24 protein-coding genes are annotated in these 24,659 nt (G+C 70.6%); 7 read left to right on the top strand and 17 right to left on the bottom strand.

All coding sequences use genetic code 11. The features are described 5' to 3' along the window. Positions 1-142 precede the first annotated feature (142 nt). Complete coding sequence (locus ABZ406_RS09375; protein WP_357757874.1) at positions 143-1,483, top strand: glycosyl hydrolase family 18 protein; 1,341 nt, start codon at positions 143-145, stop codon at positions 1,481-1,483. 74 nt (positions 1,484-1,557) lie between these two features. On the opposite strand, the gene ABZ406_RS09370 is transcribed toward ABZ406_RS09375, so the two are convergent. Genes ABZ406_RS09370 through ABZ406_RS09360 form a run of 3 tightly spaced genes read right to left on the bottom strand, consistent with a single transcriptional unit; the run spans position 1,558 to position 4,060 of the window. Continuing rightward, positions 1,558-2,343, bottom strand: coding sequence for a hypothetical protein (locus tag ABZ406_RS09370; RefSeq protein WP_357757871.1), 786 nt, complete (start codon positions 2,341-2,343; stop codon positions 1,558-1,560). Continuing rightward, positions 2,340-2,948, bottom strand: a complete 609-nt coding sequence (locus ABZ406_RS09365) for a sigma-70 family RNA polymerase sigma factor (RefSeq protein ID WP_357757868.1) — start codon at positions 2,946-2,948, stop codon at positions 2,340-2,342. Before ABZ406_RS09365 ends, ABZ406_RS09370 begins: the two co-directional genes overlap by 4 nt. Next, positions 2,945-4,060, bottom strand: coding sequence for an acyltransferase (locus ABZ406_RS09360; protein ID WP_357757866.1), 1,116 nt, complete (start codon positions 4,058-4,060; stop codon positions 2,945-2,947). The genes ABZ406_RS09365 and ABZ406_RS09360 overlap by 4 nt, the downstream gene beginning before the upstream one ends. A gap of 149 nt (positions 4,061-4,209) precedes the next feature. Between ABZ406_RS09360 and ABZ406_RS09355 the strand changes: the two genes are divergently transcribed. From ABZ406_RS09355 to ABZ406_RS09335, 5 genes are all read left to right on the top strand, one after another. After that, complete coding sequence (locus ABZ406_RS09355; RefSeq protein WP_357757863.1) at positions 4,210-4,752, top strand: RNA polymerase sigma factor; 543 nt, start codon at positions 4,210-4,212, stop codon at positions 4,750-4,752. Further along, positions 4,749-5,576 carry a hypothetical protein gene (locus ABZ406_RS09350; RefSeq protein WP_357757860.1) on the top strand — a complete coding sequence of 276 codons (828 nt, stop codon included), beginning with the start codon at positions 4,749-4,751 and terminating at the stop codon, positions 5,574-5,576. Before ABZ406_RS09355 ends, ABZ406_RS09350 begins: the two co-directional genes overlap by 4 nt. Continuing rightward, positions 5,573-6,439 (top strand): ATP-binding cassette domain-containing protein, encoded by an 867-nt coding sequence (locus ABZ406_RS09345; protein WP_357757857.1) that lies wholly within the window; start codon positions 5,573-5,575, stop codon positions 6,437-6,439. The genes ABZ406_RS09350 and ABZ406_RS09345 overlap by 4 nt, the downstream gene beginning before the upstream one ends. Further along, complete coding sequence (locus ABZ406_RS09340) at positions 6,436-8,043, top strand: hypothetical protein (RefSeq protein WP_357757854.1); 1,608 nt, start codon at positions 6,436-6,438, stop codon at positions 8,041-8,043. Before ABZ406_RS09345 ends, ABZ406_RS09340 begins: the two co-directional genes overlap by 4 nt. A 68-nt stretch (positions 8,044-8,111) precedes the next feature. Next, positions 8,112-8,720, top strand: coding sequence for a hypothetical protein (locus ABZ406_RS09335; protein ID WP_357757851.1), 609 nt, complete (start codon positions 8,112-8,114; stop codon positions 8,718-8,720). 161 nt (positions 8,721-8,881) lie between these two features. Here ABZ406_RS09335 and ABZ406_RS09330 read toward each other — a convergent pair whose 3' ends face one another. From ABZ406_RS09330 to ABZ406_RS09290, 9 genes are all read right to left on the bottom strand, one after another. After that, the gene (locus ABZ406_RS09330) at positions 8,882-10,777 is read right to left on the bottom strand and encodes a CocE/NonD family hydrolase (RefSeq protein ID WP_357757848.1); all 1,896 of its coding nucleotides are present in this window, start codon (positions 10,775-10,777) and stop codon (positions 8,882-8,884) included. A gap of 117 nt (positions 10,778-10,894) precedes the next feature. Then, positions 10,895-11,473, bottom strand: a complete 579-nt coding sequence (locus tag ABZ406_RS09325) for a TlpA disulfide reductase family protein (RefSeq protein ID WP_357757845.1) — start codon at positions 11,471-11,473, stop codon at positions 10,895-10,897. Continuing rightward, entirely contained in the window at positions 11,470-11,904 is a 435-nt protein-coding gene (locus tag ABZ406_RS09320; RefSeq protein ID WP_357757842.1) for a hypothetical protein, read from the bottom strand. The genes ABZ406_RS09325 and ABZ406_RS09320 overlap by 4 nt, the downstream gene beginning before the upstream one ends. Positions 11,905-11,987: 83 nt before the next feature. Then, a complete protein-coding gene (locus tag ABZ406_RS09315; protein ID WP_357757839.1) occupies positions 11,988-14,030 on the bottom strand; it encodes a M6 family metalloprotease domain-containing protein in 2,043 nt (680 codons plus the stop codon). Between the two features lie 218 nt (positions 14,031-14,248). Then, positions 14,249-14,695: a hypothetical protein gene (locus ABZ406_RS09310; protein ID WP_357757836.1), complete on the bottom strand. Its 447-nt coding sequence runs from the start codon at positions 14,693-14,695 to the stop codon at positions 14,249-14,251. Positions 14,696-14,699: 4 nt separating this feature from the next. Continuing rightward, the gene (locus tag ABZ406_RS09305; protein WP_357757834.1) at positions 14,700-15,365 is read right to left on the bottom strand and encodes a hypothetical protein; all 666 of its coding nucleotides are present in this window, start codon (positions 15,363-15,365) and stop codon (positions 14,700-14,702) included. Further along, entirely contained in the window at positions 15,358-15,849 is a 492-nt protein-coding gene (locus ABZ406_RS09300; protein ID WP_357757831.1) for a hypothetical protein, read from the bottom strand. The genes ABZ406_RS09305 and ABZ406_RS09300 overlap by 8 nt, the downstream gene beginning before the upstream one ends. Positions 15,850-15,868: 19 nt before the next feature. Beyond that, positions 15,869-16,186: a type VII secretion target gene (locus tag ABZ406_RS09295; RefSeq protein WP_357757828.1), complete on the bottom strand. Its 318-nt coding sequence runs from the start codon at positions 16,184-16,186 to the stop codon at positions 15,869-15,871. 6 nt (positions 16,187-16,192) lie between these two features. Next, on the bottom strand, positions 16,193-16,654 hold the full coding sequence (locus ABZ406_RS09290) for a YbaB/EbfC family nucleoid-associated protein (protein WP_357757825.1): 462 nt from the start codon (positions 16,652-16,654) through the stop codon (positions 16,193-16,195). 264 nt (positions 16,655-16,918) lie between these two features. Here ABZ406_RS09290 and ABZ406_RS09285 point away from each other — a divergent pair, with 264 nt between their 5' ends. After that, positions 16,919-18,148 carry a helix-turn-helix domain-containing protein gene (locus ABZ406_RS09285; protein ID WP_357757823.1) on the top strand — a complete coding sequence of 410 codons (1,230 nt, stop codon included), beginning with the start codon at positions 16,919-16,921 and terminating at the stop codon, positions 18,146-18,148. A gap of 24 nt (positions 18,149-18,172) precedes the next feature. Here the strand turns inward: ABZ406_RS09285 and ABZ406_RS09280 are convergent, their stop codons facing one another. The 5 genes from ABZ406_RS09280 to ABZ406_RS09260 all read right to left on the bottom strand — a co-directional run bounded on the left by ABZ406_RS09280 (position 18,173) and on the right by ABZ406_RS09260 (position 24,604). Further along, a complete protein-coding gene (locus tag ABZ406_RS09280; protein ID WP_357757820.1) occupies positions 18,173-19,258 on the bottom strand; it encodes a branched-chain amino acid aminotransferase in 1,086 nt (361 codons plus the stop codon). Between the two features lie 178 nt (positions 19,259-19,436). Then, complete coding sequence (locus ABZ406_RS09275) at positions 19,437-19,691, bottom strand: hypothetical protein (protein WP_357757817.1); 255 nt, start codon at positions 19,689-19,691, stop codon at positions 19,437-19,439. Positions 19,692-19,798: 107 nt separating this feature from the next. After that, on the bottom strand, positions 19,799-20,632 hold the full coding sequence (locus ABZ406_RS09270; RefSeq protein ID WP_357757814.1) for a TIGR02452 family protein: 834 nt from the start codon (positions 20,630-20,632) through the stop codon (positions 19,799-19,801). A gap of 182 nt (positions 20,633-20,814) precedes the next feature. Continuing rightward, positions 20,815-24,000, bottom strand: coding sequence for a penicillin acylase family protein (locus ABZ406_RS09265; protein WP_357757811.1), 3,186 nt, complete (start codon positions 23,998-24,000; stop codon positions 20,815-20,817). A 211-nt stretch (positions 24,001-24,211) separates the two neighbouring features. After that, positions 24,212-24,604, bottom strand: a complete 393-nt coding sequence (locus tag ABZ406_RS09260) for a nuclear transport factor 2 family protein (RefSeq protein WP_357757808.1) — start codon at positions 24,602-24,604, stop codon at positions 24,212-24,214. Positions 24,605-24,659 lie beyond the last annotated feature (55 nt).

Genomic DNA, 24,659 nt, shown 5'->3' with positions numbered 1-24,659 from the left:
CCGGCGACGGACAGCAACGTGGCCGCTGCCAGCAGCCCAGCCCTGCCTCCCAACTTTCCCGGATCTGTAAACAACCCTTGATAATAAACTTCACTGACGTCAATATGTGGAGGTCACGGGTCGTCGAAGCCTGGGAGTGAGCATGAGAAGCCGTCGAATTTTCGCAGTGGTGGCCGGGGCGGCGATGACCCTCACCGCCGCCGTCGCCTTCGTCCCCAGCAGCATGGCGGCCGTGTCCTCGGCCAACGCCGTCGCCATGGTCGCCTGCACCGCGCCGGCCTGGGCCGAGGGCCCCACCTACCAGGCGGGCGCCCAGGTGACCTACGGCGGTCGGCTCTACCAGGCACTGGTCACCCACACCGCGCACCCCGGTGCCGGCTGGAACCCCGCCGCGACCCCGTCGCTGTGGCGGGATCTGGGCGCGTGCTCGGGAAGCACGCCGCCGCCCACCACGCCACCACCGACGACCCCGCCACCCACCACGCCCCCGCCGACCACTCCTCCGCCCACCACGCCGCCGCCGACCGGTGGGACCTGCGCGGTGAAGTCACGACCCACCGGCAAGGTGTTGCAGGGCTACTGGGAGAACTGGGACGGGGCCTCCAACGGCGTGCACCCCGGCCTCGGCTGGATCCCGATCACCGACAGCCGGCTCAACCAGCACGGCTACAACGTGATCAACGCGGCGTTCCCGGTGATCCGCGCGGACGGCACGGTCCTCTGGGAGAACGGCATGGACGCCGGCGTGAAGGTGTCCACCCCGGCCGAGATGTGCCAGGCCAAAGCGGCCGGCGCCACCATCCTGATGTCGATCGGCGGGGCCGCCGCGGGCATCGACCTCAGCTCCTCCGCCGTCGCCGACCGGTTCGTCGCGACAATCGTGCCGATCCTGACGGCCTACCACTTCGACGGGATCGACATCGACATCGAGACCGGCCTGACCGGCAGCGGCAACATCAACACGCTGTCCACGTCGCAGGCCAACCTGATCCGGATCATCGACGGCGTGCTGGCCCGGATGCCGTCCAACTTCGGCCTCACCATGGCGCCGGAGACGGCCTACGTCACCGGGGGCAGCGTGGTCTACGGCTCGATCTGGGGCTCGTACCTGCCGATCATCAAGAAGTACGTGGACAACGGCCGGCTCTGGTGGCTGAACATGCAGTACTACAACGGCAGCATGTACGGCTGCGCCGGCGACTCGTACCCGGCGGGCACCGTGCAGGGCTTCACGGTGCAGACGCAGTGCCTGAACAACGGCCTCACCATCCAGGGCACCACCATCCGGGTGCCGTACGACAAGCAGGTCCCGGGCCTACCGGCGCAGGTCGGGGCGGGCGGCGGTCACCTGTCGACGTCGTTGGTCACCCAGGCCTGGAACTCCGTGCCCGGCCTCAAGGGCCTGATGACCTGGTCGGCGAACTGGGACGGGTCGAAGGGGTGGACCTTCGGCGACAACGTGAAGCGCCTGCAGGGCCGCTGACCGGCGACGGTGCGTGGGCCTACCGCCAGCCGGCTTCCCGGCCGGCGGTAGGCCGCCCCTACCGAAACACCATCTCAGTCCAGCTTCGGCTGTTCGTACAGTTCGCTGGCGGACAGGTTGGCCACCGTGCTGCCGTCCGCGAGGCGGATGGTCAGTGTTGTCGTGTTGCTGTTCGACTCATCGAGGCCCTCCGGGTACCAGGCGCCGAAGTAACCGTCGCGAACGGTTGCCCGCGCCGTCCGCGACGAATCGCCATCCTCGGTCCGCAAGGTGATCTCCACACTCGTCACCTGTGAGCCGACGTGTCCCGCCATGATCCGGACGTAACCCTCGTCGGTGCTCAGTTGACCCCACGAGTACATCTCGATGCCCCGGGCGCCGAGCCGCTCGGCGCTGGTCAGCACGGTGAGGATGCTGGTGTTTCGCACGTCGCCGTTGCGATCGCGGAAGCACGTCTGGCTTCCCGCCGGCGACACGGCGTTCACGTACGCGTACTCGCCGCGTTTTTCACCGATGACCACCCTTGCGACGCTCGCCTCCTGGGCCGGTAGGCATCTGCCGGCGATGTCACGGGCCTCGGTGTCCGAGATCGGACTCGGCTCGGGCGTCCACGACGCGAACGCGGGACCAGCGTTGACAAGTGTCAGGGTGAAGGCGAGGGCGGCGGCGAGCGCTCCGGCCGCGCCCGCGATCACCAGGCGAGGCCGACGGTGCGGCGAGCGCGCTGGTGCCGGGTGTGGTCGCCGATCAGTGGCGACGATCCGCTCGAGCAGTTCTCGCGCGGGTTCCTGCCCGACACGTGGGGGCACCGGAACCGCGGCAGAGCGGATTGCCTGGTCGAGGACATCGTCGTGGGTCATGCGGAGCCTCCGCGTCGTGAAGGGCCGGCCGGTGCGGGGACGTCTGTGGGCTCGCTGGTCGGCTGCTGACCAAGATGCTGACGCAGACGGCGGCGGGCGCGCAGCAGGCGCAGACTGAACGCGGGACGGGAAATGCCCAGTACGTGTGCTGCCTGCGGCCCGGTGAGGTCTTCGATAGCGGTCAGCGTCAGCACTTCCTGATCGGCGGACGACAGGCGCTGCCAGGCCGTGACCAGGTCGACGCGGGCAGCCGCCAGGTCGGCCTCGACGCTGCTCGTCGCATCGGGCTCCCGCAGGACGCGAAGCGCGAGGCTCTGCTGCCGCTGGTCGCTGCGCTGCCGATTGCGCAGAACGTTGCGGGCGACGGTGAACAACCAGGCGCGGGCCTCACCGAGCGATTCCGGCACCTCGTCCAAGCGGCGCCACGCTATCAGGAACGTCTCGGCGACCACGTCGTCGGCAACGGCGAGGTGCGCACGGCGTTCGACGAAGAGCAGCAGATCGTCATATGCGGCCTCGAACAGCTCACGGAAGGCGGAATCGGCATCCGCTGTCGTTGGATCCACACTCTTCCTCTTGGGTGGCGCGTCGCGTCTCTCCGTCATTGTCGTCGCCGGCCCATGACGACACCGCGGACCAAGGGGGCGAGCGGGCGCTCGACGAAGCGATGAACAAGCCAGGCCGCCGCCAGTAGACCGAGCACGGTGCCACCGATCAGTGCCGACGCGGGGAGGCCGGTTTCCTCGTACACGTTGCGGATCACGCTGTATCCGATGCGCGGGTGCAGAAGGTAGAAGGGGTAGCTGAGCGCACCCGCAGTAGCCAGCCAGCGCATGCTTACCCGGTCGGTGTAGCCGAGCGCGATGACGAGCATCAAAAGGTACACCACGGTGAGCAGGACCGGCGCCGGCCAGACGGCCACCTCGAAGCCGGGCTTCAACTCCAGAACACGCTCGTGCACACGCTGCAGGCTGACCAGCCACGTGGCGAGCAACAGCACCCACAGCCACCGATCGGATCGGTTGCGGCGAAGCAGGAACAGGGTGATTCCGGCGATGAAGTACGGCGCGAAGTTGGACATCACCACCTCGTCCAGGGCGGCACCCCGGAAAGCCGGCATGATCACGGCGACGGCCAGCCACACGGCACCGAATATCTTCGCTCCCCGGTCGGTCACCTTGGCCGCAAGAAGGCACGCCGCGATCAGATAGAACCGGAGCTCGATCCAGAGGGTCCAGTACACGGTGTCGACAAGCGGCGTGTTGAGGGGATCCGCCAGCATGGTCAGGTTGACCAGTACGCCCCACCCGTCCGGCTGTGCTGGGAACGGCAGCCCGCCGCTGATCGGCAACACTGCTGTCACGACCGTCGTGGTCACCACACACACCCAGAACGCCGGGTACAGCCGCGCGGCGCGGGAGGCGGCGAACGCGCGGACGGTGCGCCCCCAGCCGCTCATCAGGATCACAAATCCGCTGATCAGGAAGAACGTCTCGACTCCGAGGAAGCCGTAGATCAGCACCGGTGCCGCGTCCGGCAGGAAGTACGTCGGCGGGTGCACCCCGTCCAACCTCCACGAGTCGCCGAAGTGGTATCCGGCCACCGCAAGAGCACAGATCAGCCGCAACCCGTCCAGCACGTACAACCGTGGCGCCCGTCCGGGAGGGCTGCGGACGGGCAGCGGCGTCGGCGCGCGGTCGAGCATCGCGGTCGTCATACTCAGCTCCTGTCCTGGACACACGACTGCGTCCAGGACAGACATGTGCAGCACCGCCTCAAGTGCTACAGGTGATCGCCGTCACCATCCTCTGACGAAGCCGTGCCGGCATCGCGAACCAGAACGCGGTCCCGCTGCGATAGGTAGGCATGACCGCCCAGGACGACGCCGCCCTCCTGGCCCTGACCGCGGGCGGCGACCGGAACGCGTTCGAGGCGTTCTATCGCCGGCACGCGCCGTGGCTGCGATTACGCCTGTGCTACCGCTGCGTCGACGACGCCCTCGTCGACGACGTCGTGCAGGAGACGTTCCTCGCCGTCTGGACCGGTGCCGCGGCCTCGTTCCGACCTCGCGACACCGACGCCGCTGCCTGGCTGTGGAGGATCGGTTCGCGCCGGCTCATCGACGCGCTGCGTCGCCGCACCTCCCGTGACCGGCTCGGCCGGCTGCTCGCCCGCCTGCGCGGTCGCGACGAGTCGTCCGCCGAGGAGCAGGTGCTGATCGGTCTCGAGCACGGCGACCTCGGCGGGGCCCTCGCCCGCCTCTCCCCGGAGCTACGCGCTGTCATCCGCGCCACCGTCCTCGACGGCCTCACCACCGCCGAGGCGGCCGTCCTGCTGGGCATCCCCACCGGCACCGTAAAGACGCGGGCGATGCGGGCCCGCCGGCAGCTGCGAGAGGAGTTGACATGACCTGGCACCTGCTCGACGAGGACCTACGCGCGTACGCCGCCCGTACCCTCGCCGCGCCTGGTCTGTGGTCCACGGAGGCGCACCTGGCCGCGTGCGGTGAGTGCCGCGAACGCCTCGCCGCCGCCGCGACCGTCGACCAGGGGCGGGCGATCGACGGAGGCTGGGCCCGCCTCGACGTCGCCCTGGACGCGCCGCGGCCGGGGCCTGTCGAACGGTTGATGATCACGGTCGGCGTTCCGGACCACACCGCGCGGCTGCTCGCGGCGACGCCGGCGCTGCGGCTGTCGTGGCTCGTGGCGATCGCGGTCACGGCGGTGTTGACGGCAACGGTCGCCATGGTCACCGATCCGGTCGTGTTCCTCGCCGTGGCCCCTCTGTTGCCGCTGGTCGCGGTCGCGATGTCCTTCACGCCCGGCATCGACCCCACCTACGAGATCGCGGTGGTCGCGCCGATCCGCTCGTTCCGGTTACTGCTGTTGCGGTGCCTCGCGGTCCTGTCCGCGACCACCGCGCTGTCCGCCGTGGCCAGCCTCGTCATCTACGAGTACGGGCTGCGCGCGACCGGTTGGTTCCTGCCGTCGCTCGCCCTGACCGTGCTGTCGCTGCTGCTCTCGGCGCGGCTCGGCGCGGGCCCGGCCGCGGTCGTCGTCGGCGTCGGCTGGGCGGCGGTGGTAGTCGCCACCTCCGGCGACCGGCTCGTCTTCACAGCGGCCGGGCAGGTTGGCGTCGTGATCGTCGGCGGGATCGCCGCCGTGGCACTGTCCCGTCAGCGCGGCACCTACGACCGCTACCACGTCCCCAACCTGATGAGGAGGGTTCCATGACTGCCGTCCACGCAGACGGTCTGGCGCTGCGCTACGGGCGCACCACAGCGCTGGAGAACGTCACGTTCACGCTGCGTACCGGCGTGACCGGGTTGCTCGGGCCGAACGGCGCGGGCAAGACGACGCTGCTGCGGATCATCGCGACCGCCCTGGCGGCCGACGGCGGCACGCTGCGGGTCTTCGACCACGACCCGAGCACACCGTCCGGGCGGCTCGCGGTCCGGCGGCTGCTGGGCTACCTGCCGCAGGACCCTGGCTTCCACCCGTCGTTCACCGCGTTCGAGTTCGTCGACTACGTCGCGATCCTCAAGGAGCTCACCCGCCGGTCGGCGCGGCACGCGGAGGTCGCCCGGGTGCTCTCCGCCGTCGGCCTCGACGACCGACGGCGATCCCGGATCCGGACCCTGTCCGGCGGCATGAGGCAGCGGCTCGCGCTGGCGGCCGCCCTGGTCGGCGACCCGGAACTCGTCATCCTCGACGAGCCGACGGTCGGCCTCGACCCGGAGCAGCGGCTGCGGTTCCGGGAGTTGATCGCGGACCTGGGCGAACGCAAGACGGTGCTGCTCTCCACGCACCAGACCGAGGACGTGATGTCGCTGTGCCAGGAGGTCGTCGTCCTCGACCGGGGTCGGGTGCGGTTCGAGGGCACCCCGGCGGAGCTGGCCGGGTTGGCCGCCGGAAGGGTGTGGACGAGCGCGGAGCGGCAGGCCGGGGCGTTGGCGTCGTGGCGGACGGGCACGGGGCTGCACCGCCATGTCGGTGACCCGCCGCCCGGGGCGGCGCTGGTGGAGCCGTCGATCGAGGACGGCTACCTGATGCTGGTCGGCGCGGACGCGCCGGTGACCTCGGGCGGCGCGCGATGACCGCGACCCTGACGGTGGGCACGCCGACCCGTCCCACGCCGCCGTCGACGCACGTGCGTCGGCAGGCCCTGTTCGCACTCGCCCGGTTCGAGTCGGTCCGGATGCTGCGCCACCCGCTCACCATCGCGGCCGCGCTGCTGTTCCTCGGCCCGTGGCTGTGGGGCTGGCTGTCCGGCTCGGCCAGCCGATATCCGGTGCTCCCCGACGAGCTGATCACCATTGAGCTGCTCGCGCTGCCGATCCTCGGTGGGTCGGCGCTGATCGTGGCGAACCTGGTCACGCTACGGGCCCGCCGGCACAAGGTCGACGGGTCCTACGACGTGCTGGTGCTGCCGCCGGCGTGGCGGGTCGGCGGGTTCCTGCTGGCACTGCTCCCGCTGGCCGGCCTCAGTCTCCTGCTCGTCGGGCTGCGGGTCGGGGTTTCCGCGGTCCTCCCGGGCGCGGCCGGGAACGTCGACGTCGCCGCGGTGGTGACGCCGGCGGCACTGACGCTGCTCCTCGGCGCGGCCGGGGTGCTCGCCGGCGTGCTGATCCGCTCCACCCTCATCGCCGCACTGCTCGTGTTGCTCGTCCTGGTGGTGGAGTTCGCGGCGATCACCTTGGCCTTCGTCGACGCCGGGTGGCGGCGGTTCCTGCTGCCGGTCTACCCCAGTGAGTTCCTGGCCGCGGTGCCCCCCGGCGTCTCCGAACGGCCCGTGGCCCGGCACCTCGTCTACCTCGTCGGGATCACCGTGCTCCTCGTCGCGGCGGCGCTGGCCCGGGCCGGGGCGCGACGTGCGGTCGTCGCGGCGGCCCTCGCCGTCGGGCTGATCCTCGGCGTCGGCGGTGGACTGGCCCAGTCGCGACCCGACCCGGGCATCGCGGCGGCCCGCGCGACTGTCGAGGACCGGCCGGCGAGCATCCAGTCGTGCGTCCTGCGCGATGACGTCACCTACTGCTACTTCGACGGGTTCGACGGGTTCGTCTCCGGCTGGGAGTCGGTGGTGACCTCGGTACGCGCGGTCGTACCGGACAGCATCACCGTGTCCGGGCCGGCGCTGGCGGTGCGGCAACGGACCGCGCTCGATGAGCTCTCCGCGCAGGGGCAGACCGGCTCGGTCGCCGAGGACCTGCGCACGGTGGCCGGGTGGAAGGCCGAAGACGCGGCGGCGGGCACCGCGGAGGCGGTGCGGGTGGGCACCGTGTGGGGCGACGACCGCTCAGCCGCCGTCCTCGCCGCGGGAGTCGCGTACCGGCTGATGGCCGGGCAGGCGTACGACGGGGGAAACTTCCTCTGCGGGGCGCGGGCGGCGCTCCTGGTGTTGCTGGTCGGGCGAGCGTCGCCGACCATCCTGGCCGGGATGCGCTCGCTGGACGAGACGAGCACCGGAGCGCTCGCCTTCGCCGACATGTCCGCGATGTACGGCATCTCGGTGCAAGACCGGGCGGCGGCACCGGCGTTGGCGCTGCTGGAGCCGCCGCCCGCCGAGGTGGCACCGCTCGTCGAGCGGCACTGGGCCGAACTGACCGCACCCGACACACCGCTGGAACGCTTCGGCGCCATCTTCGGGGTGCCGATTCAACCGCCGTCTGAGGATCAGGGCGAGCTCCCGTGCACCGCCTGAGCCGAACGTCCGGCGCAGACCCCGTCGGTGCTTCCGCGCCGGGGCGGGGCGGGCGACTGCGGACGGCAATGGTGCTGGTCTGGCCGACGCTGCGGGCGACGCGGACCGTCCCGCTGCTGGCGGCCGGGATCGTCGGGGTGGCAGTGGTGGCCCCACCGGCCGTGACCGGGTCGCTCCTCTCTCTCGACGAGCACGTCACGTTGCTGCGGTTGGCGATGGCCTGCGTCGGCCTCGGTGTCACGTTCGCGCTCGACGACCCCGCGAAGCCCACCACGGAGACCCTGCCGGTGCCGGCCTGGCTCGGCGCGCTGCTACGAGCTGCGCCCTCGATGGTCGTCGGCGGTGCGTGCTGGGCCGCGGCGCTGCTGGTGACCCGGTCCGGGCGGGAGACGGCGGCACTGCCGTACGCGGACCTGACCCGCGAGGCCGTTGCAGTCACGGCGGTCGCGTTCCTCGCGGCGGCGGTCGGCTGGCGGCGTTCGTCGCGCGGGATCGGCAGTCCACTCGCCGCCCCGATGCTGCTGTCCGGGATGACGGTGGTCGCGTTGCTGCCGGCCCCGCTGGCTCTGCTCGTCGGTGTGGGCGGCGGCTGGGACGCGGCCCACGACCGGTGGATGTTCCTCCTCGCGGGGTCGCTGCTGGCGACCGTCGGAGTGCTCGCCGTGCGCCGGTGCTGACCCCCACGCGCGGGGTGAGCGCGACCCGCGGGGCCGGCGAGGCGCAGCTCGCAACCGGGTGGCACCGGGTGCGGCCCGACGATCCACGACCCTCCGCGGAGGGGTGATCGCCGGGCCGCACCTGGTGGTGAGCCGCCCTGAGCGGCCCACCGGTCAGCCGGTCAGAGGCCGGCGGCGTGCGCGGCGGCGGTGCCGCCGACCACAGGGAGGACGATGTTGCTGCTCTTCAGCGCGACCTGCAGGTTCGCGGCGGTGGTGTCCGCCTGGCTGGAGTACTGCGGGTAACTGGCCACGATGATCACACCGATCCGGTGGCCGGGCTTGAAGACATAGTCCTCCGGCAACAGCGGGAAGCTGAAGTTGTACGACTCCCCCGCCACCAGCGGCACGGCGACCCGGATCGACTGCCGGTTCTGGGCATCCATGATCCCCTTGGTGACCAACTCGTAGTCCGCCGTGGCCACCCGCTTCGTGGTCTGTTTGTAGCAGCCGTCGTCGGTCGGGCTGCTCTCACCCCAGCAGTCCTCGGTGGTCAGGGTGATGATTCCCTCCCCGGAGACCCGGTGGGCGACCCGCTCGTCGGTGCCGTAGTCGACAAGGATCGCCCCGAGGTTGGTGTCGGTCTGGTCGGCAGAGGCCCGCAGTTGCACAGTGGGCGTGCCGGAGATGTGCAGCGGCGCGGAGAGTGGTGCGGAGAGGAAGGCCAGCCGGTTGGGCTGCACCACGTCCGGGTTGAGGATCATGGTGTTCTGGCTCTGCGTGCGGCTGTCCTGGAACGCTCCGGTCGCCGGCTTCGCGGTGGGCACCAGCCCGAGACCGCCCGCGCCGGTGGTGCCGGGCTGGAGGAACACCTCCGTGTCGGCCTTGCCGGGGATCGGCCAGTCGGCGTGGGTCTCCCACACGTCGGCGGACCGTTCCAGATCCACCCGCGGCTCATCCATGATGCCGTTGGCGACGTTCTGCAACCAGAAGTCGAACCACCTGTGCAGCGTCGACACCCACACCGCGCGGCGCGAGTCGAACGGGTCGACGTGGCCCTCCTGGGACAGCCACAGCTTGCGCGGCACGTTGTTCTCCGCCAGGGCGTACCAGAACTTGCTGAAGTGGTCCGGCCGGACGTTGTCGTCGTTGAGACCGTGGTAGAGCAGCACGCTGGCGGTGACGTTGGGGACCTTCTTGACGTAGCTGCGCTCGTTCCAGAAGGCCGTGTAGTCGCCGTGCTCGTCGCCGTCGGCGGCACCTATCGCGTCGCGCACCGGCTTGCAGTAGTCCCGACGCTCGGGGTTGGTGACCGTGTTGGCGAGCGACGCCACGTAACTGTTGCCGCGGGTGACCACGCCGTTGCTGCGCACGTAGTCGTAGTACTCGGTCGGTCCGCTGATGGGTACGACGGTGGTCAGGCCCTTCACGCCGGTCACCGCCGTGGCCATGGCCAGCGAGCCGTCGTACGACTTGCCGATCATCCCCGTCTTACCGTTGTGCCAGTCCGCAGTGACGATCTCACCGGCGGCGTTGCGGGCGGTGGCCCGGCCGTTGAGCCAGTTGACGGCCTGCTTGGCACTCAGGTTGTCCTGGTTGGCGTTCGTGGTGGGGCAGCCGGTGGAGTTGTTGGTGCCGACCATGTCCAGCAGGATGACCGCGTAGCCGCGCGGCACGAAGTAGTTGTCGTAGAACAGCGGCCACTTGTCCAGCAGCCCGTCGCCGTCGAGGTCCGCCTTGCACTCGGACTCGTTGCCCCGGCAGACCGTCGAGTAGTAGGGGCTGGCGTCCATCACCACCGGGGCCTTGAGCCCCTGCGCGGTGGCCGCCGGCCGCATCAGGTCGAACGCGATGATGTCGCGCAGACCATCGTTGTCGCTGTCGAAGGTGGAGTCGATGAAGAGGCGTTCCCGAATGGCGTCGGCGTAACCGAACACCGGCTGGGTGACGCCGTCCTGGACGACGATCGACGGCGGGCCGTCCGCTGCCAGCGCCTGCGGTGCCGCGCCGAGGGCGGCGAGCACCGTCGCGGACAGTACGGCCACGGCCGTGCGCCAGCGCGTTCCCACTGTAGACATGCAGTCTCCTTGATGTGTCCGAGGCTGCGTACGCTACGAGCCGGTGGCCCGAGTCACCACCTGCACGTGTAGGAACTTCACCGGGTGTGGTTCGACGGGGGTGCCCGGGCGGCGGGGCTACGGCTGGCCGGCCAGCACCAACTCCCGCAGTCGCCGGTCGAGTGTCGGTGCGTCCAGCCCACCTGGCCAGCCACGGAGCAGGGCGCCGCCCTTGGCCACCAGCACGACGGTCGGCGGCTCCCGCACCGCGTACGACCGCCAGATCGTCTGCTGGTCGTCCAGGACGACCGGATACTCCACCCGGTTGGTGCGCAGGTAGTCCTGGACCTCGTCGGCCTGGTCGGTGCCGGCCACGCCGACGAAGACCACCCGGTCGCGGTAGGCGCGGGCGAGGTCACTGAGGGCGGCCTGGCGGCTGGCGCAGGTGGTGCACCAGGAGCTGAAGAAGGTGAGCACGACGGGACGCTGTGCCCACACCTCGGCCGCTGTGAACGGGGTGCCGTCGGTGAGCGCGCCGCTGAACGCCGGGGCGGCCGGGGCGGTGCCCGGCGCCGGGCGCAACACCAGGTCGGCGGGGACCGGCCCGGGCAGTGCCGCCGCCCCTCCGGCGGGCGTCGGCGCGGGCGCGGGCTCGGGCACGCTGCATCCGACCAGTAACGCCGCCGCCAGCAGCAGCGGCAGGAGTGCCCGGCTCATGACGGGACCACCGCCACCAGCGCCGGGCCCTCGCTGCTGTCCGGCGTCAGGTCGAGCGCCGGGCGGCCGTCCACCTCCAAGCGGTAGAGGGTCCGTTGCGGCACGCGCACTCCGACGGCGAACTCGCAGTAGGTGGGCAGGCGTTCGACCCCCAGATCCTCGGCGAAGGCGGCCACCGCGGTCCCCGCCGGCAACTCCCCGCTGGCCAGCGCCGCCCCGTCCGGGTCGAGTACGCGGAACGGCGACCGGTTGTGGAAGTGCTGGTACGGACCGGTGCCGGCACAGTCCACGCCCGCGGCCCGGATGTTGATGTCACGCACCAGGACGCGGACGGTCGTCGGGGAGACCGCCTCCTGGGCGGCGCCGACGGCGCCACAACCGGTCGTGCCGGCCAGCAGCAGGGGCAGCAGGGTCAGGATGCTTCGCCGCACGTCGTCCTCCTTCCGCCCGCCTGTTCGGGTCCGCGGCGGCGGCCGCGGACCCGAACAGCTACGGGATCAGCCTCGGGTGCCGGTCAGGACTTCTCGACCCGGCACTGCTTGGTCACCGTCTTCGTCGGGTCGCTCTCCGAGGTCGCGGTGAGCTTCACGAAACCGGTGGCCGCGGCGGAGTCGGTGGCACCGACCGACACCGTGACGGTGGTGGCCTTGCCGAACTGCGCGGTGGCGAGCTGGTTCGGCAGCCAGGTCCGCCAGCCCTTGCCGGCCACCTCCGCCGACAGGCGGTAGACGTCCGACTTCAGGTACGCGCTGACGTTCTCCGGGTGCTGCTGCCCGCCGGCCGAGTAGGAACCGGTGTTGGTCAGTTCGAACGAGCACGTCACACCACGGTTGGTCGGCTTGCCGCCGCCGGTCACCTCGCCCTTGCCCAGCAGCACGTCGTGACTGCTCGGCCCGCCGGTGCCGTCCAGCGACCGCACCGCCACCGTGTAGGAGAGCGAGCCGGCCGAGTCCCGCTTGAGGTCGATGATGTAGAAGTGCAGCCGGTTGGCCTCGTCGACGTACTCGTACTGGCTGCCGGTGTCCGCGCCGGCGTGGAACAGCGCGTCGGAGAGCTGGCGGTAGTCACCCATGGTGATCTTCTGCGGGGTGCCGTCCGGACGGTAGAAATCGATCATGTCGATGTCCTGCGGGTTGGCGTCCACCACCCACTGGAACGGCGCGCTGTCGGCGTTCTTCGTCTTGCTCAGCAACACGCCGCTGTCCGGGGTGAAGGAGTCCGCGCCCATCCGGTCGACGACCTCGACCGTGTAGTTGTTGAAGCTGCCGCCGTCGCACAACGGGTCGGTGCTGACCCCGCAGGTCGGTGACAGGTCCTTGTTCAGCGCGATGTTCACACCGGTCAGACCCTTCGGGCCGGCGTCGACCGCCCGGGCCGTGACCTGCGCGACCACCAGGCCCGAGGAGGCCAACGCCTCCCGCGACAGCCGCAGTACGTGCTCCTCACCGAGCAGACCGATCTTGATCTTGTCCCGGACGGTGTGCAGCGAGCCCATCGAGCCGCCGTTCGTCGGCGGGATCTGCCAGCGGGTGTGCGGACCGCCCGGGCCGTTGAAGGACCCGCGCGACATCATGCTCCAGATCCCGGTGTAAGCCCTACGCAGCGGCTCGCCGTACGGGTTGTTGTAGTTGTCGCCGATGCCCAGCAGATGGGTCAGCTCGTGGGCGTAGACACCCATGCCGGAGCTCTCCCCCTGCGTCGAGGAGCCGCCGCCGGCGTTCGGCCACAGCGTCGCCGCCGCCTTCCACGAGGTCCAGTCCACGTAGCGGGTCTTCGCCCAGTTCGGCAGGTTGGGGTCGGGAGGGCCCCAGGCGTCCGGCACGTCCTCCTTGTTCTGGAAGATCATCTGCCCGAACTCCTGCCAGGTCGACGACTCGTCCTGCCCGGCGCTGAGGATGAACACCAACTCGTACTGGTTGGCGACCTCCTCTCCGACGGCTGCCCGCCAGGCGCCCAGGCCGTCGGTGCGGATGTTCTTGCCGCACACGTCCCCGCTCGGGCAGGCACCCGGGTTGAACCCGTTGTCCAGCCCGTACTGGTAGGACTTCGCCGGCACCTGGTACGGCCCGAACCCGGTGAGGTCGACGCCGTAACGGCCGTTGGAGTCCTGCATCCAGTACTCGTGCAGGGTGTGGCCCTTGTTGAGGGTGTTCGGAGTGTTGAGGAAGTCCTGGTAGAACTTCGGCACGTCCGCCCGGGGGATGTTGGTCGCGACGGACTGGGGGTTGCCGAAGACAGTCGAGCGGGCCCGTTGGGAGACCGCGAACGTCTCGTCCGGATAGTCGAGCGCCACCAGGGCGATCTTGAAGTTGCGGACCGAGCCGGACACGCTCGGGTCGGCCCAGTTCTTGCCGGGCACGGCCTTGTAGTCGTTCCAGGTCATCGTGTCCGGGTTCTGCCAGGCCTGCGGGTCGAGGACCTGGAACGGCGCGGTGCCGCCGGCCGGGTTGGCCGGGGCCGCGGCGGCCTGCGCCGCCCCGGTCGCCACGAGCGTGGTCGCCACGGCTGCGGCCAGCACGGCCCGCCTCAGCCGGGCTCGATGGGGGGTACGGTGCACGAAACCACCTCTCGTTTGAGGAAACGCGGCGCCGGCGCCCCGGTGGGGGTTTCGCGGAACACCTGTCAGCAGGCCGCGCAGCGAATCTAGGAGGGCGGGCCGGTGCCGGTCACCGTGCAGATGTCGGCAGGGTACGCCGGCAACTTCCGACACCTGAAGGACCGGCGGGCTCGGAGCGGGGCCTGCGCGGCGGTCGACACCGGCCGGCTCACTCCACGTCAGACGAGGGGCTGCAGGCCCGCGTCGTAGACCCCGTCCTCGGTCACCAGCAGGCCGTCGAGGGTCCGCGCGATGAAGGCCTGGACGATGTCCAGCAACTCCCATGCGTCGTCGTCGAGGGTCTCCGGCCACAGTTCGATGCCGATGATCTGCCGGGTGGCGCGAATCTGGTCCGCGACCTCGGGTGGGAGCGCGCCGGGCGGCTCCTCCAGGGCGGCGTCGACGTAGAACCTCGTCTCGGCGGAGCCCGCGTCCCGCAGGAAGATGATCGGACGGCGGATGCCCGGCAGGCGCATCTCCAGCCGCCGCCACGCCAGATCATCACCGGGTGGGGGCGTGAACGAAGGATCGCCGTCGCCATACCACGACTCGTCGGCGCTCTCCGCGATCTGCGACGCCGTCAGCGGCGCGTCGGACCTGCAGAAGATGTTGTGGAACTGGGACACCTGGTCACCCTTCCCCGGCAGCGGGTGGGATGTATCTCTTGGTCAGGGGGTCGTCGCCGTCAGCGTACTTGAGCCAGCGGTCCTCGTCGGGATTCATCTTGTCGACGAATTGCAGGCTGTCGTTGTCACCGAGGGCTGGCAACTCGTTTGCCAACTTGACCCGCTCGCGCGACTCCGGAAGGCCACCCTGCGTCATCGCGCCCACCTCGAAGTAGTCGGTCCCGCCAGCGGCGTTCGGTCGTATCCCGTCGGGGTAGTGTGAGCCGAGCTTGACGTTCTCGACTTCCTGAACGCCGTAGTGCTCGGTGAGATGCTGTTTGGCCGCGACCTGGTCCGGGCCGCCCCGGCGGCCGGGCCGCCCACCCCGGACGGCGGGGTCGTAGGAGGTCTGTTTCCACGCCTCGAAGGGCAGCACGTCGTTCGGCCCCTTGCCCTTGCCGTGAGCCCTGTGCAGATACCTCTGGTAGCGCCATTCCGCGGCGCCGGGTGCTCCGTGCGGCGGTTTCGGGCCGGTCGGCTTCCCCGGCGGCCACCCAGGCGCTCCACCCGGTAGACGCCCGCTGCCGCCGGGCACGTCGGGGACCTCGAAGAACTCGGCCGCCTTCTTGGCGATGATGCCACTGGCGACGCCGTCGACCTTCTTCGCGGCGCCCTTACCGCCCTTAGCCAAGGAGCGCCTCCAGTGCCTGCCCGACGAGATAGTCGATGACGAAGTCGGCGAGAATCTTGAAGACCGGAATCTCCAGGAGGGACGCACCGAACGTGGGCCCGGCGGTGGCGATCGCCTGGATGATCTGGATCAGGAGGATCGTCAGCTGCACGATCACGCTGATCTTCAGGGCCAGGACGACGATCGCGCAGACGATCAGCGCAGCGCCGATGACCTGGGCGCCGGTGACGGCGTTGTCCAGCGCGGTGACGGCCGACGAGCCCGCCGTCCACAGCGCGGCGAAAGCGTCGACGGCGGCGCCGTGGTTCTGCGCGAGCACCGCCTGCCCCGACGAACGAGCCTCGGTCGGCAGCGCGGCGATCTGCTCGGCGAAGCCGATCCACATCTGGGCGAGCTCGAACATCTTGCTCTCGTCCGCGTTCGGCCAGGTGTAGCCGAGTTCGTTGAGCAGGGTGGCGAGTTCGCCGGGCAGTTGCAGTCCCACGTCGGCCTCCTCGGGCCAGTCAGCGCATCAGCTGGCGGAACCCATCGGCGATCTCCTCGTCGACACGGGTGTAGCGCTCGGCCATCTCCTGCAGGCCGGCACCGAAGCCATGAAGGCTCGCCACCGTCGCCTCGAACGACTCGGCGGCGATCTGGTGTGCGGCCTGGTACGTGGCGGCGATCAGGCTGCTGACATCGTCGTCACCGAAGATGTCCCCGAGCCCGTCGACCTGGCCGGCGAGCTGCTGCCACGCCGTCTGCAGGGTTTCGGCGACCCGGGCGATGCCGGCGCCCTGCTCGGTGAGGGTGTCCGGCTCCACATCGAACCCGTCGTTCACCGGGGGCTACCTGTTCTGGGCCTGGATGCGTTCGAGCGCGGACGTCAGGGCCTGCGTGAACATGGTCATGTTGCGCATCGACTCGTCCTGGAGGCGGGACAGGTCGGCGGTGAGTTGCTCGACATCAGCGGTGTCCGCCGCATCCAGGTCGGAGGTGGCACGCCGGCCGAGGTCCGCGTAGGCGGCGTTGACCGCGGCGATGACCTTGTCGCAGACCGCCTCGGAGCCCTCGCGTAGCAGCCGCGGGTCGACGACCAACGAGCGCAGCCGGCCTGCGGACACCGTAGCCTGCGCCCACCCTCCCGGTTCTGAGCCTTCACCGATCACCGTCTCCGGTTCGGTGTCCGCGCTCTGCGTGCCGGGCACCGTGGCGCCGGCAGCCGCGGCGGCTCCCATCTTGGCCAGTTGCCGGCGAGTTTCGCTGAGCATGAGGTCGAAGCCGCGCGGGCCCTCGGTGAAGTCTGTCATCGCGCCCCCTGCATTGACACCAGCGGATGACCTCACGGTAGGCGTTTGATTCTCGCGCCGCTGCCCCTACCCGACGCGCACCCGCGCAGACCGCGGCGAGCCGTTGGTGGACGCGGGTCTTCGGACAGGTGCGGGATACGTCACGTTGCCGCCGTCACAGGTGGCGATTTCGACAGTGGACCTTGCGCGATGACCCACCCGCACCGGAGGGTAAGGACTGGCGGTCGCGCGATCCCTGTCCAGCAGCGCATCCATGGGAGTCACATGCACGGTGAGCTCCAGCGAATCGCCGACGCCGTCGCCGCCCGGGTGGGGCGACCCGCCCTCATCGAGGACCGGCGACAGCGGGTGGTCGCCTACAGCGAGCACGACGGCCCGATGGACGACGTCCGTCGCACGTCGATCCTGCGCCGCCAGACGACGCCGGAGGTGATCGCCTGGTTCCGGGGCATGGGGGTGCTCACGGCGCACGCGCCGATCCGCACCCCGGCATGCGCCGAACTGGACCTGCTGGCGAGGGTGTGCGTGCCGATCCGGCACGACGACCTGCTGCTCGGGTTCGTCTGGTTCATCGACGCGGACGGGTCGATGACCGATGCCGACATCGCCACCGCGACCGGTCCCTTCGCCGACCTGTCCCTGGCCCTCTACCGGGAGAACCTGCTCGGTGAGCTCGCCTCGCAGCGGGAGACCGAGGCCACCCGCACCCTGCTGGTGGAGAGCCGGCAGGCGCGCGAACACGCGGCGCGGGCGCTGCTGGAGGAGGGCGTGGTCGTCGCGGACGGGTCGACAGTCGCGCTCGTCGCCCAACTCGTGCCGACCGGCGCGCGGCAACCCGACGAGGTCGCCCGGATCGCCCTGGAACAGGCCCTGGTCACCACCCGCCGGTGGATCGGAGTGCGCGAGACCCTGCACCTGGTCTGGCCCGATCACGGGGTGCTGCTGGTCTGCGGTGACCGGATCGCCGGCCGGCCCTCGCCGGAAGCCTCCGCCGCGCACCTCGACGAGGCGCTGGGCACCGCCACCCGCGGCCTGACCTCGGTGGGCCGAGCCGTGACCGGCATCGGCCAGCCCCGGGCCGGGTTGTCCAGCGCTGTCGAGTCCTACCAGGAGGCCGCGCAGGCCGCCCGGGTCGGTATCCAACTGCCCGCGCTGGGCCGGGTCGTCTCCTGGGCCGGCCTCGGCATCTACCGGGTGCTGTCCCAACTGGACAGCCAGCACCTCGACGTGGCGGGGGTCCACCCGGGGCTGGAGCGGCTACTGCGCGACGACGCCCACCAGGTGCTGCTGGAAACCCTGGAGGCATACCTCGACCTGGCGGGCAACGCGCACGCGACCGCCGAGAAGCTCCGACTGCACCGGACGACCCTCTACTACCGGCTGCAACGGGTGGAGCAGCTCGCCGGGACCGACCTCAAGGACGGCAACGAGCGGCTGTGCCTGCACCTGGCCATGAAACTCGGTCGACTCAGCGGCCACTACCGCACGCCGTGACGCCCCGCGGCTGGACGGTCCTCGTCACACCAGGCGGGTCATCCAGCCGTACGGGTCGGCGGCCCGACCGTACTGGATGTCGAGCAGACGGCGGCGCAGCCGCATGGTCACCGAGTCCTCGGCACCGGCCTTCGGGGCCGTCACCTCCCCGCCGTCCCAGGCCAGGCGGCCGACCGGGGTGACCACGGCGCCGGTGCCACACGCGAAGACCTCGGTGATCGCGCCGGACGCCACACCCTCCTGCCACTCCCGGATCTCGACCGGGCGCTCCTCGACCTCCAGGCCCAGATCCTTGGCAAGGATGAGGATCGACCCCCGGGTGACGCCTTCGAGGATCGTGCCGAGCTGCGGGGTGATGATCCGACCGTCGGCGGTGATGAAGTAGACGTTCATGCCGCCGAGTTCCTCCACGTAGCGGCCCTCCGCGGCGTCGAGGAAACAGACCTGCTCGCAGCCGTGTTCGGCGGCCTCGACCATCGGCGCCAGGCTGGCCGCGTAGTTGCCGCCGCACTTCGCCTCGCCCGTGCCGCCCCGCGCCGCCCGGGTGTATTCGGTGGAGAGCCAGATCGAGACCGGCTTGACGCCACCGGAGAAGTACGCACCGACCGGGGAGGCGATCACCAGGTAGGTGACCTCCTTCGCCGGACGGACCCCCAGGAACGGCTCGGACGCGAACATGAACGGCCGCAGATAGACGCTGTATTCGTCCTCCTCCGGCACCCAGCCCTGATCGGCGCGGACCAGGCCCTCGACCGAGGCCATGAAGTCCGGCACCGGCAGCTCGGGCAGCGCGAGCCGTCGGGCGGATCGGGCGAAGCGCTCACCGTTGGCCTCCGGCCGGAACGACCAGATCGAGCCGTCCCGGTGCCGGTACGCCTTCATCCCCTCAAATATCTCCTGCGCGTAGTGCAGCACGGCCGCCGCCGGGTGCAGGAGGATCGGGCCGAAGGGGATGATTTCCGAATCCTGCCAACCGCCGTCCGGCCTCCACACCGCCCGCGCCATGTGGTCGGTGAAGTAGTTGCCGAACCCCGGATTCGCCATGATCCCAGCTCGGCGCTCCGCGTTCGCCGGGCTCGGATTCTGCTGCAACGGGAACGACAGGCGCATGGCCGGGTCCTCTCAGGGCCGCGTCCCTGTGCGCTCGGGTCTACCGGGGGGACGAACACGCAGGGGAGTTTGTCGGATGACGGGTGCAGGATACCGACAGTGCCGCCGCCGATCGGGGCCAGACCGCGGAGGAACGGTGCGGCCGTGAGCCGGGTGCCTCGTTCGCAGGCGGGGGTGGTCATCCCTCGGCCGCGGGTCGGCTGTGCACCACCAACTCGTCGATCTCCAACCGGCCGACGCGCAACTCCCGCACGACCGCCCGGCGGATCGCCAGCCGCCCGATGGCCAGCGCCCCGACGGCTACGGCCCCGACCGCCAACGCGCCCACGGCGAGCGCGCCGAGCGAAGCCGCCCCCGCGGCCCGCGCGCCTGTCGCCACCGCGCCGTTGGCGCGCGCCCCGGTCACCCGCATCATGCGTACCTCTCGCTTCATCTCTTCATTGTCCGCGTAACGCTGGCAGCCCGCGCCCCGCCGTCAGGGTGGTGGTGGGCGTCGGTCAACCAACTGCGCGCTCCGTCATCAGGTGACGTCCGCTCCGCTCACCGCCGCTCGCTGGCCGCCGGATCCGCGGCGGTTCCCGGGAAGCGTTCCGCGAACGTGCGGTACACGGGTGTTCCCGGCAGGTTGTCGCGAATGGCGAACACGACGTGGTCGAAGCAGTCGACCTCCCGCAGCGCGTCGGCGAACACCTCGGCGACCGTGGCGGGGTCGTTGCGGAACACACCGCATCCCCACGCACCCAACACCAACGCCCGCTGTCCGTGCGCTGCCGCAACCTCCAGCACGCGGCGGGCACGCCGGGCCAGCACCGCCGGTACGTCCGCGGCGTGTTCGGGCTGGTTGCCGAGGATCGCGCCCAGGTTCGGCGCCGCGGCGGTCAGAAACGCCGTCGTGTACGGCTGGTCGAGCAGATCGCCCTCGTCGTCGCGGAAAACCGGCACGTTCGGGGAGAAGATGACGCGGTCGGTGTACCGCAGGTCCCGCTGTGCCCTGTGGAACGCGTGGAACTCCGGGGCGGCGAGGAGACACGGGTACAGCGCCGACGAGCGGGCGATGTTTTCCTCCTGCGCCTCGGCTCCGTTCAGGAACCCGCCACCCGGGCTCCGCGCCGAGGCGAACACCAGGCAGGCCGCTCCGGGTGCGAGTCGACGGGCCGCCTGCAACGTCGACTCGTTCGTCACCTCCACCCTGCCTTCACCGGGCTCCACGTTCCGGACCGCGAACACCTCGTCCGGCAGGTGCAGGTGCGTGCCGGCGACCGCGGTGCGGACCATCTCGCCGATGCCGACCTCGTCACCGGCGCCATTGCGGTAGCGACCCGTGTCGGTGATCGCGACCGTCTGCCGGGCAATCTCGCGACGACGATCGCTCATCGGGCGCGCCTGCCTGTGTCAAGACCCTCGTGCTCCACGATGAGAACGCTAGGCAGTCCCGCTCGGGCCGGCAACCGGGTTGGCGCACCAGGACCCGCGCCTCTGAGCCGTGCCGACCAGTTTCGCCGTCAGAGGCTCCCCGGCAAGGATCACCGGGGAGGCTCTGACGGCGACTGCCGCGATCAGCGTCCGTACACCTCGAACTCGTAGAGCGAGAACCCGTACGACGTGGCGCGTTTGACCCCGTACACCCGCACGTAACGGGCGGTGACCGGGGCGAAGGTGGCGTTGTCGACGCCGCCGTTGCCGGTGGTGGTGGCGAACACCGGCGTCCAGGAGCTGCCGTCGGCGGAGACCTCGATCCGGTACGAGGTGCCGTAACCGGCCTCCCAGCGCAATACCGCACGGCTGACGCTGCGGGCCGCGCCGAGGTCGACCCGGAGCCACTGGTTGTCGTTGTAACTGCTGGCCCACCGGCTGCCAAGGCTGCCGTCGACGGCCTTGCCCGGGGTGTAGCTGGTCAGGAACTGGGTGCTCGACGCGGTTGCCGGGCGGCCCTGGGCCAGGTTCGTGACGTCGTCACCCCGGCGCGCCGGGAACGAGACGACCTGCTGGTAGGTGGGGCGGTTCTGCCAGGCGATCACCGGGTGGGTGATGCCGCCGAGCCCGGAGTGGGCGATCGAGTCGGCACACCACTGGTCGCCGGCCCCGCAGGACTTGTCACCCGGGTAGACAGTGCCGGCCGGCACCGCGGCGGCCTGGCCGAGCGTGTCGAGCAGGGCCTGCCGGCACGCGCCGAGGTTGCCGTTGCCGCAGTACGCGCGGCCCAGCCCGCCGGCCACCGGGTCGCCGAGCACGCTGCGCAGGTCCTTGTCGACGTAGCCCCACCAGCCGTGCTGGAACGACGATCCCTTGTGCGCCTGCCCCTGCAACGCCCAGCTCACGCTGCCGTCACGCCCGCCGTTCTGGCCGCCAGACGGCGCCTCGTTCACCTCGATGGCGTCGACGAGCGCGGCGTAGAGGTCCGGCCCGAGGCCGGGGCGGAACTGTGCCGAGGCGAGCAGCGGCCACCAGGCGTCGAAGATCCGGATGGCGTCGGCGTGCTGGTAGACCTTCGAACCGGGCGACGTCTCCACCCGGCGGACCCCGGCCTGCTGCCAGGCCCGCAGCTTGCCCACCGCGTCGGCCAGCGCCGGGTCGGTGACCGGTGTGCTGTCCAGCACCCGCAGCAGGTCGCCGAGGACCTGCTGGCCGCGCAGGTCGGTCACCGCCGCGTCCGCCATGATCTTCACGACGTCGGCACGACCGAGCTTGCGCTGGGCGATCGCCGCCCGCACCGGACCGTCGAGCAACTGAGCCCGGTGTACGGAGCCGAAGCTGAAGTTGCCGTCGGCGGCCCCGAAGTCCCGCGCCTGTTTGTTGTTCCAGCTGACGTAGTAGTCCTGGTTGACCGACTGCGGATGCGTCGACGCCGGGGTGTAGGCGGCGTCGTTGGTGTCGGGGTTCCAGCCGGCCCACTCGTATGCCGGTTCGGCCTTCGTGGGCAGGTTCGGGTCGGCGGTGGCCGGACGAACCGGGTTCGAGCCGGAGTTGAAGTACGCCGCCTCGGTCGAGTTGACGTAGAACCAGTTGAACGCGTAGCCGACAGTGGCTGCGGACTCCTGGAAGGCCGCCGCGCTGCCCATCGCCGCCGGGTCGTTGAATGCCTGGAAGCCGATCGCCGAGTCGGCCTCGTGCCGGTAGGTCGAGCGCAGTTTGGTGAACGCGGTCGGCTGCCCGTTCACCAGGCCCCGGTAGGAGACCAGCCCGTACTTCGTACGCAGCGCGCGCAGTGTGTACGAGCCGGCCGGGGTGGAGTCGGCGAGCGTCGGGGACCAGGAGTTTCGCTGCTCCAGCGCCTCCATGGCGAGGCACTGCCCGTGGTAGAGGTAGCTGTTGGTACGCAGCGTCGGGGCGGTGCCGTCGGTGGTGCACAACGGGACCGCGTACGTGTCGGTGAGGTCCTGGGAGGCGGAGGTCGCGCTCCACGCGTAGTCCTGACCCCGGCCGAGCAGCACGTACAGGTTGAGCCCGGCGAACGCGGCACCGCGGGCGCTGATGCCCGGCCCCTGCAACTCCTGGAGCATCAGCAGCTGCGGCGCGAAGTAGCCGGTCTGCGGCCCGAACACGGCTACCGGGTTGCCGGTGGTGGTGTGCCGTCCGGAGACCACCACCGCGTTGGACATGCCGTGGGCGCGCAGGTTGGACAGGCCACCGAGCAGTTCCTTGGTGGCGGTGCTCGATCCGGTGCGGGAGGCGGCCCCGCCGCTGGCGTCATAGGCGAGGGGTTCGGCGACCACCGAGCCGGCGTCGGGAAGCACCGCGCTCGTCGCGCCCGGCGCCGTCGCCCCGTAGGGGAAGCTCTGCCCGTCGTGCAGGGTGAGGACGGTCTCCGGGTCGTTCTGTGACCGGAACGCCGCCCACACCCGGTCGCCCTCGGTCGCCCCGTACTTGGCGCGGGCGGCCACCCGGACGAGCGCGGACTGGATCTCGCTGCCGCCGCCCCCGCCGAAGAGGCCGCCGATCACCCCGGCGGTGGCGATCAGGTCGGTCATGGTGAAGTGCTTCGGCTTGCCGGCACCCGCGAGCACGTACTCGCCCGGGTAGTTGTCGTCGGCGATCGACCTGTCGATGTAGGCGTTGATGCCGGCGATGTAGTCGACCACGTCGGTGTAGAGCTGCTGGCCCCGGGCGCCCTTGGTGCGCAGCGCGTCCACCTGGGCCTGGAGGTCCGCCTCCGTGTAGGGCGAGTTGGCCCAGACGCTCTGCTCCAACTCCCGGTTGCCGGGCGCACCACCGGCGAACGAGGTGACGTTGCCGCGGCCGACGTGCCGCAACAGGTCCATCACCCAGAGCCGGTCCTGTGCCCCGGCGTATCCGGCACCGAACATGGTGCCGCCGCGGGTGGTGCCGGTGACGTGCGGGACGCCGGTGGCCTTGTCCCGCACGATGGTGACGTCCGAGCGCGGTGAGACGGTGCTCTCGACCTGCGCGGCGGGAACACCGAACGAGGCGTCGTTGTAGAAGTGGGCGATCTGTTCGTCGGTCAGCCCGGCGTAGTTGTAGACCAGGTTCGCGTACTCGTCGAGCTGGTCGCTGGAGTGGGCCGGGCGGGTGCCGAGCGCCTGGTGCGCCAGGATGGCGACAAGCGTGGCGTTGCCGTTCTGCCCCGGGGGCAGGATGTCGGCGCACTGGCCGAGGCAGTAGTCGTTGGCGGCGAACGTGGTGGCGGCCAGCGCCGGTGACGGCGGGGTCACCGTCAGGACGCTCGCGGTCAGGACGGCGGCGGTGAACGCCGCGAGCCGTTTGCGGAGAGCGGGACGGGGCATGGCGATCCTCCGGGGACGCGGAGTCGGGCCGTACGGGTCACGCCCGGCTTACGGTGCCGACGTCTCGTCCTCCGCGCCCGGGCGTCGCACCAGGAGGTGAGACTGACTCACATCTATCTCCGGGCAATGATCGGCGCAGCATCCCCGTCCGGGATACCCGTCGTTCACCAGACGCCAATGCCGACGTTTCGCCGCTTTCCCCACGCGCTAGCTAGCCGGCGGCGGCCTCCCGCTGGATCTGCTCGAACTGGGCGGCCATCGCGGCGGCCAGAGCCTGCGCGGCGGACAGCGGACGAACCATCACTGTGAACTCGTCGATCAGGCCGCTCGCATCGAGGTGCAGGAAGTCGCAGCCCTCGATGGCGACGTCACCGATCCGGGCCTCGAACACCAGCGCGTGATCACGACCGTTGTCGCCGCTCATCTCACGGACGTACCGGAAGTCCTCGAACACCCGCAGGACACCGCGCAGGATCGCCGCGGTGATTGCCTTACCCGGGTACGGCGTGAACGCCACCGGGCTGCGAAACACCACGTTGTCGGCCAGGGCCGCCGCCATGGCATCGGGATCCCGTGCCTCCACCGCCGCGCGAAAGTCGATCATCCGGCCAGCGTACGACGTGATCGTCTCGCCGCCGAGCGTCAGGCGGGACGCCGCG

This window comes from Micromonospora sp. NPDC005710 (assembly GCF_040630995.1).
Classification (GTDB): Bacteria; Actinomycetota; Actinomycetes; order Mycobacteriales; family Micromonosporaceae; genus Micromonospora.
The sequence above is the reverse complement of the archived record's forward strand: the minus strand, read 5'-3'. Positions and strand labels throughout refer to the sequence as shown.

Coding starts and splice junctions, on each gene's coding strand:
- ABZ406_RS09365 (WP_357757868.1), bottom strand. CDS start 2,948: ATGACGGAGAGACGCGACGCGCCACCCAAGAGGAAGAGTGTGGATCCA.
- ABZ406_RS09355 (WP_357757863.1), top strand. CDS start 4,210: ATGACCGCCCAGGACGACGCCGCCCTCCTGGCCCTGACCGCGGGCGGC.
- ABZ406_RS09330 (WP_357757848.1), bottom strand. CDS start 10,777: ATGTCTACAGTGGGAACGCGCTGGCGCACGGCCGTGGCCGTACTGTCC.
- ABZ406_RS09275 (WP_357757817.1), bottom strand. CDS start 19,691: ATGAAGCGAGAGGTACGCATGATGCGGGTGACCGGGGCGCGCGCCAAC.
- ABZ406_RS09270 (WP_357757814.1), bottom strand. CDS start 20,632: ATGAGCGATCGTCGTCGCGAGATTGCCCGGCAGACGGTCGCGATCACC.
- ABZ406_RS09340 (WP_357757854.1), top strand. CDS start 6,436: ATGACCGCGACCCTGACGGTGGGCACGCCGACCCGTCCCACGCCGCCG.
- ABZ406_RS09280 (WP_357757820.1), bottom strand. CDS start 19,258: ATGCGCCTGTCGTTCCCGTTGCAGCAGAATCCGAGCCCGGCGAACGCG.
- ABZ406_RS09260 (WP_357757808.1), bottom strand. CDS start 24,604: ATGATCGACTTTCGCGCGGCGGTGGAGGCACGGGATCCCGATGCCATG.
- ABZ406_RS09345 (WP_357757857.1), top strand. CDS start 5,573: ATGACTGCCGTCCACGCAGACGGTCTGGCGCTGCGCTACGGGCGCACC.
- ABZ406_RS09325 (WP_357757845.1), bottom strand. CDS start 11,473: ATGAGCCGGGCACTCCTGCCGCTGCTGCTGGCGGCGGCGTTACTGGTC.
- ABZ406_RS09285 (WP_357757823.1), top strand. CDS start 16,919: ATGCACGGTGAGCTCCAGCGAATCGCCGACGCCGTCGCCGCCCGGGTG.
- ABZ406_RS09335 (WP_357757851.1), top strand. CDS start 8,112: ATGGTGCTGGTCTGGCCGACGCTGCGGGCGACGCGGACCGTCCCGCTG.
- ABZ406_RS09290 (WP_357757825.1), bottom strand. CDS start 16,654: ATGACAGACTTCACCGAGGGCCCGCGCGGCTTCGACCTCATGCTCAGC.
- ABZ406_RS09265 (WP_357757811.1), bottom strand. CDS start 24,000: ATGCCCCGTCCCGCTCTCCGCAAACGGCTCGCGGCGTTCACCGCCGCC.
- ABZ406_RS09375 (WP_357757874.1), top strand. CDS start 143: ATGAGAAGCCGTCGAATTTTCGCAGTGGTGGCCGGGGCGGCGATGACC.
- ABZ406_RS09360 (WP_357757866.1), bottom strand. CDS start 4,060: ATGACGACCGCGATGCTCGACCGCGCGCCGACGCCGCTGCCCGTCCGC.
- ABZ406_RS09350 (WP_357757860.1), top strand. CDS start 4,749: ATGACCTGGCACCTGCTCGACGAGGACCTACGCGCGTACGCCGCCCGT.
- ABZ406_RS09370 (WP_357757871.1), bottom strand. CDS start 2,343: ATGACCCACGACGATGTCCTCGACCAGGCAATCCGCTCTGCCGCGGTT.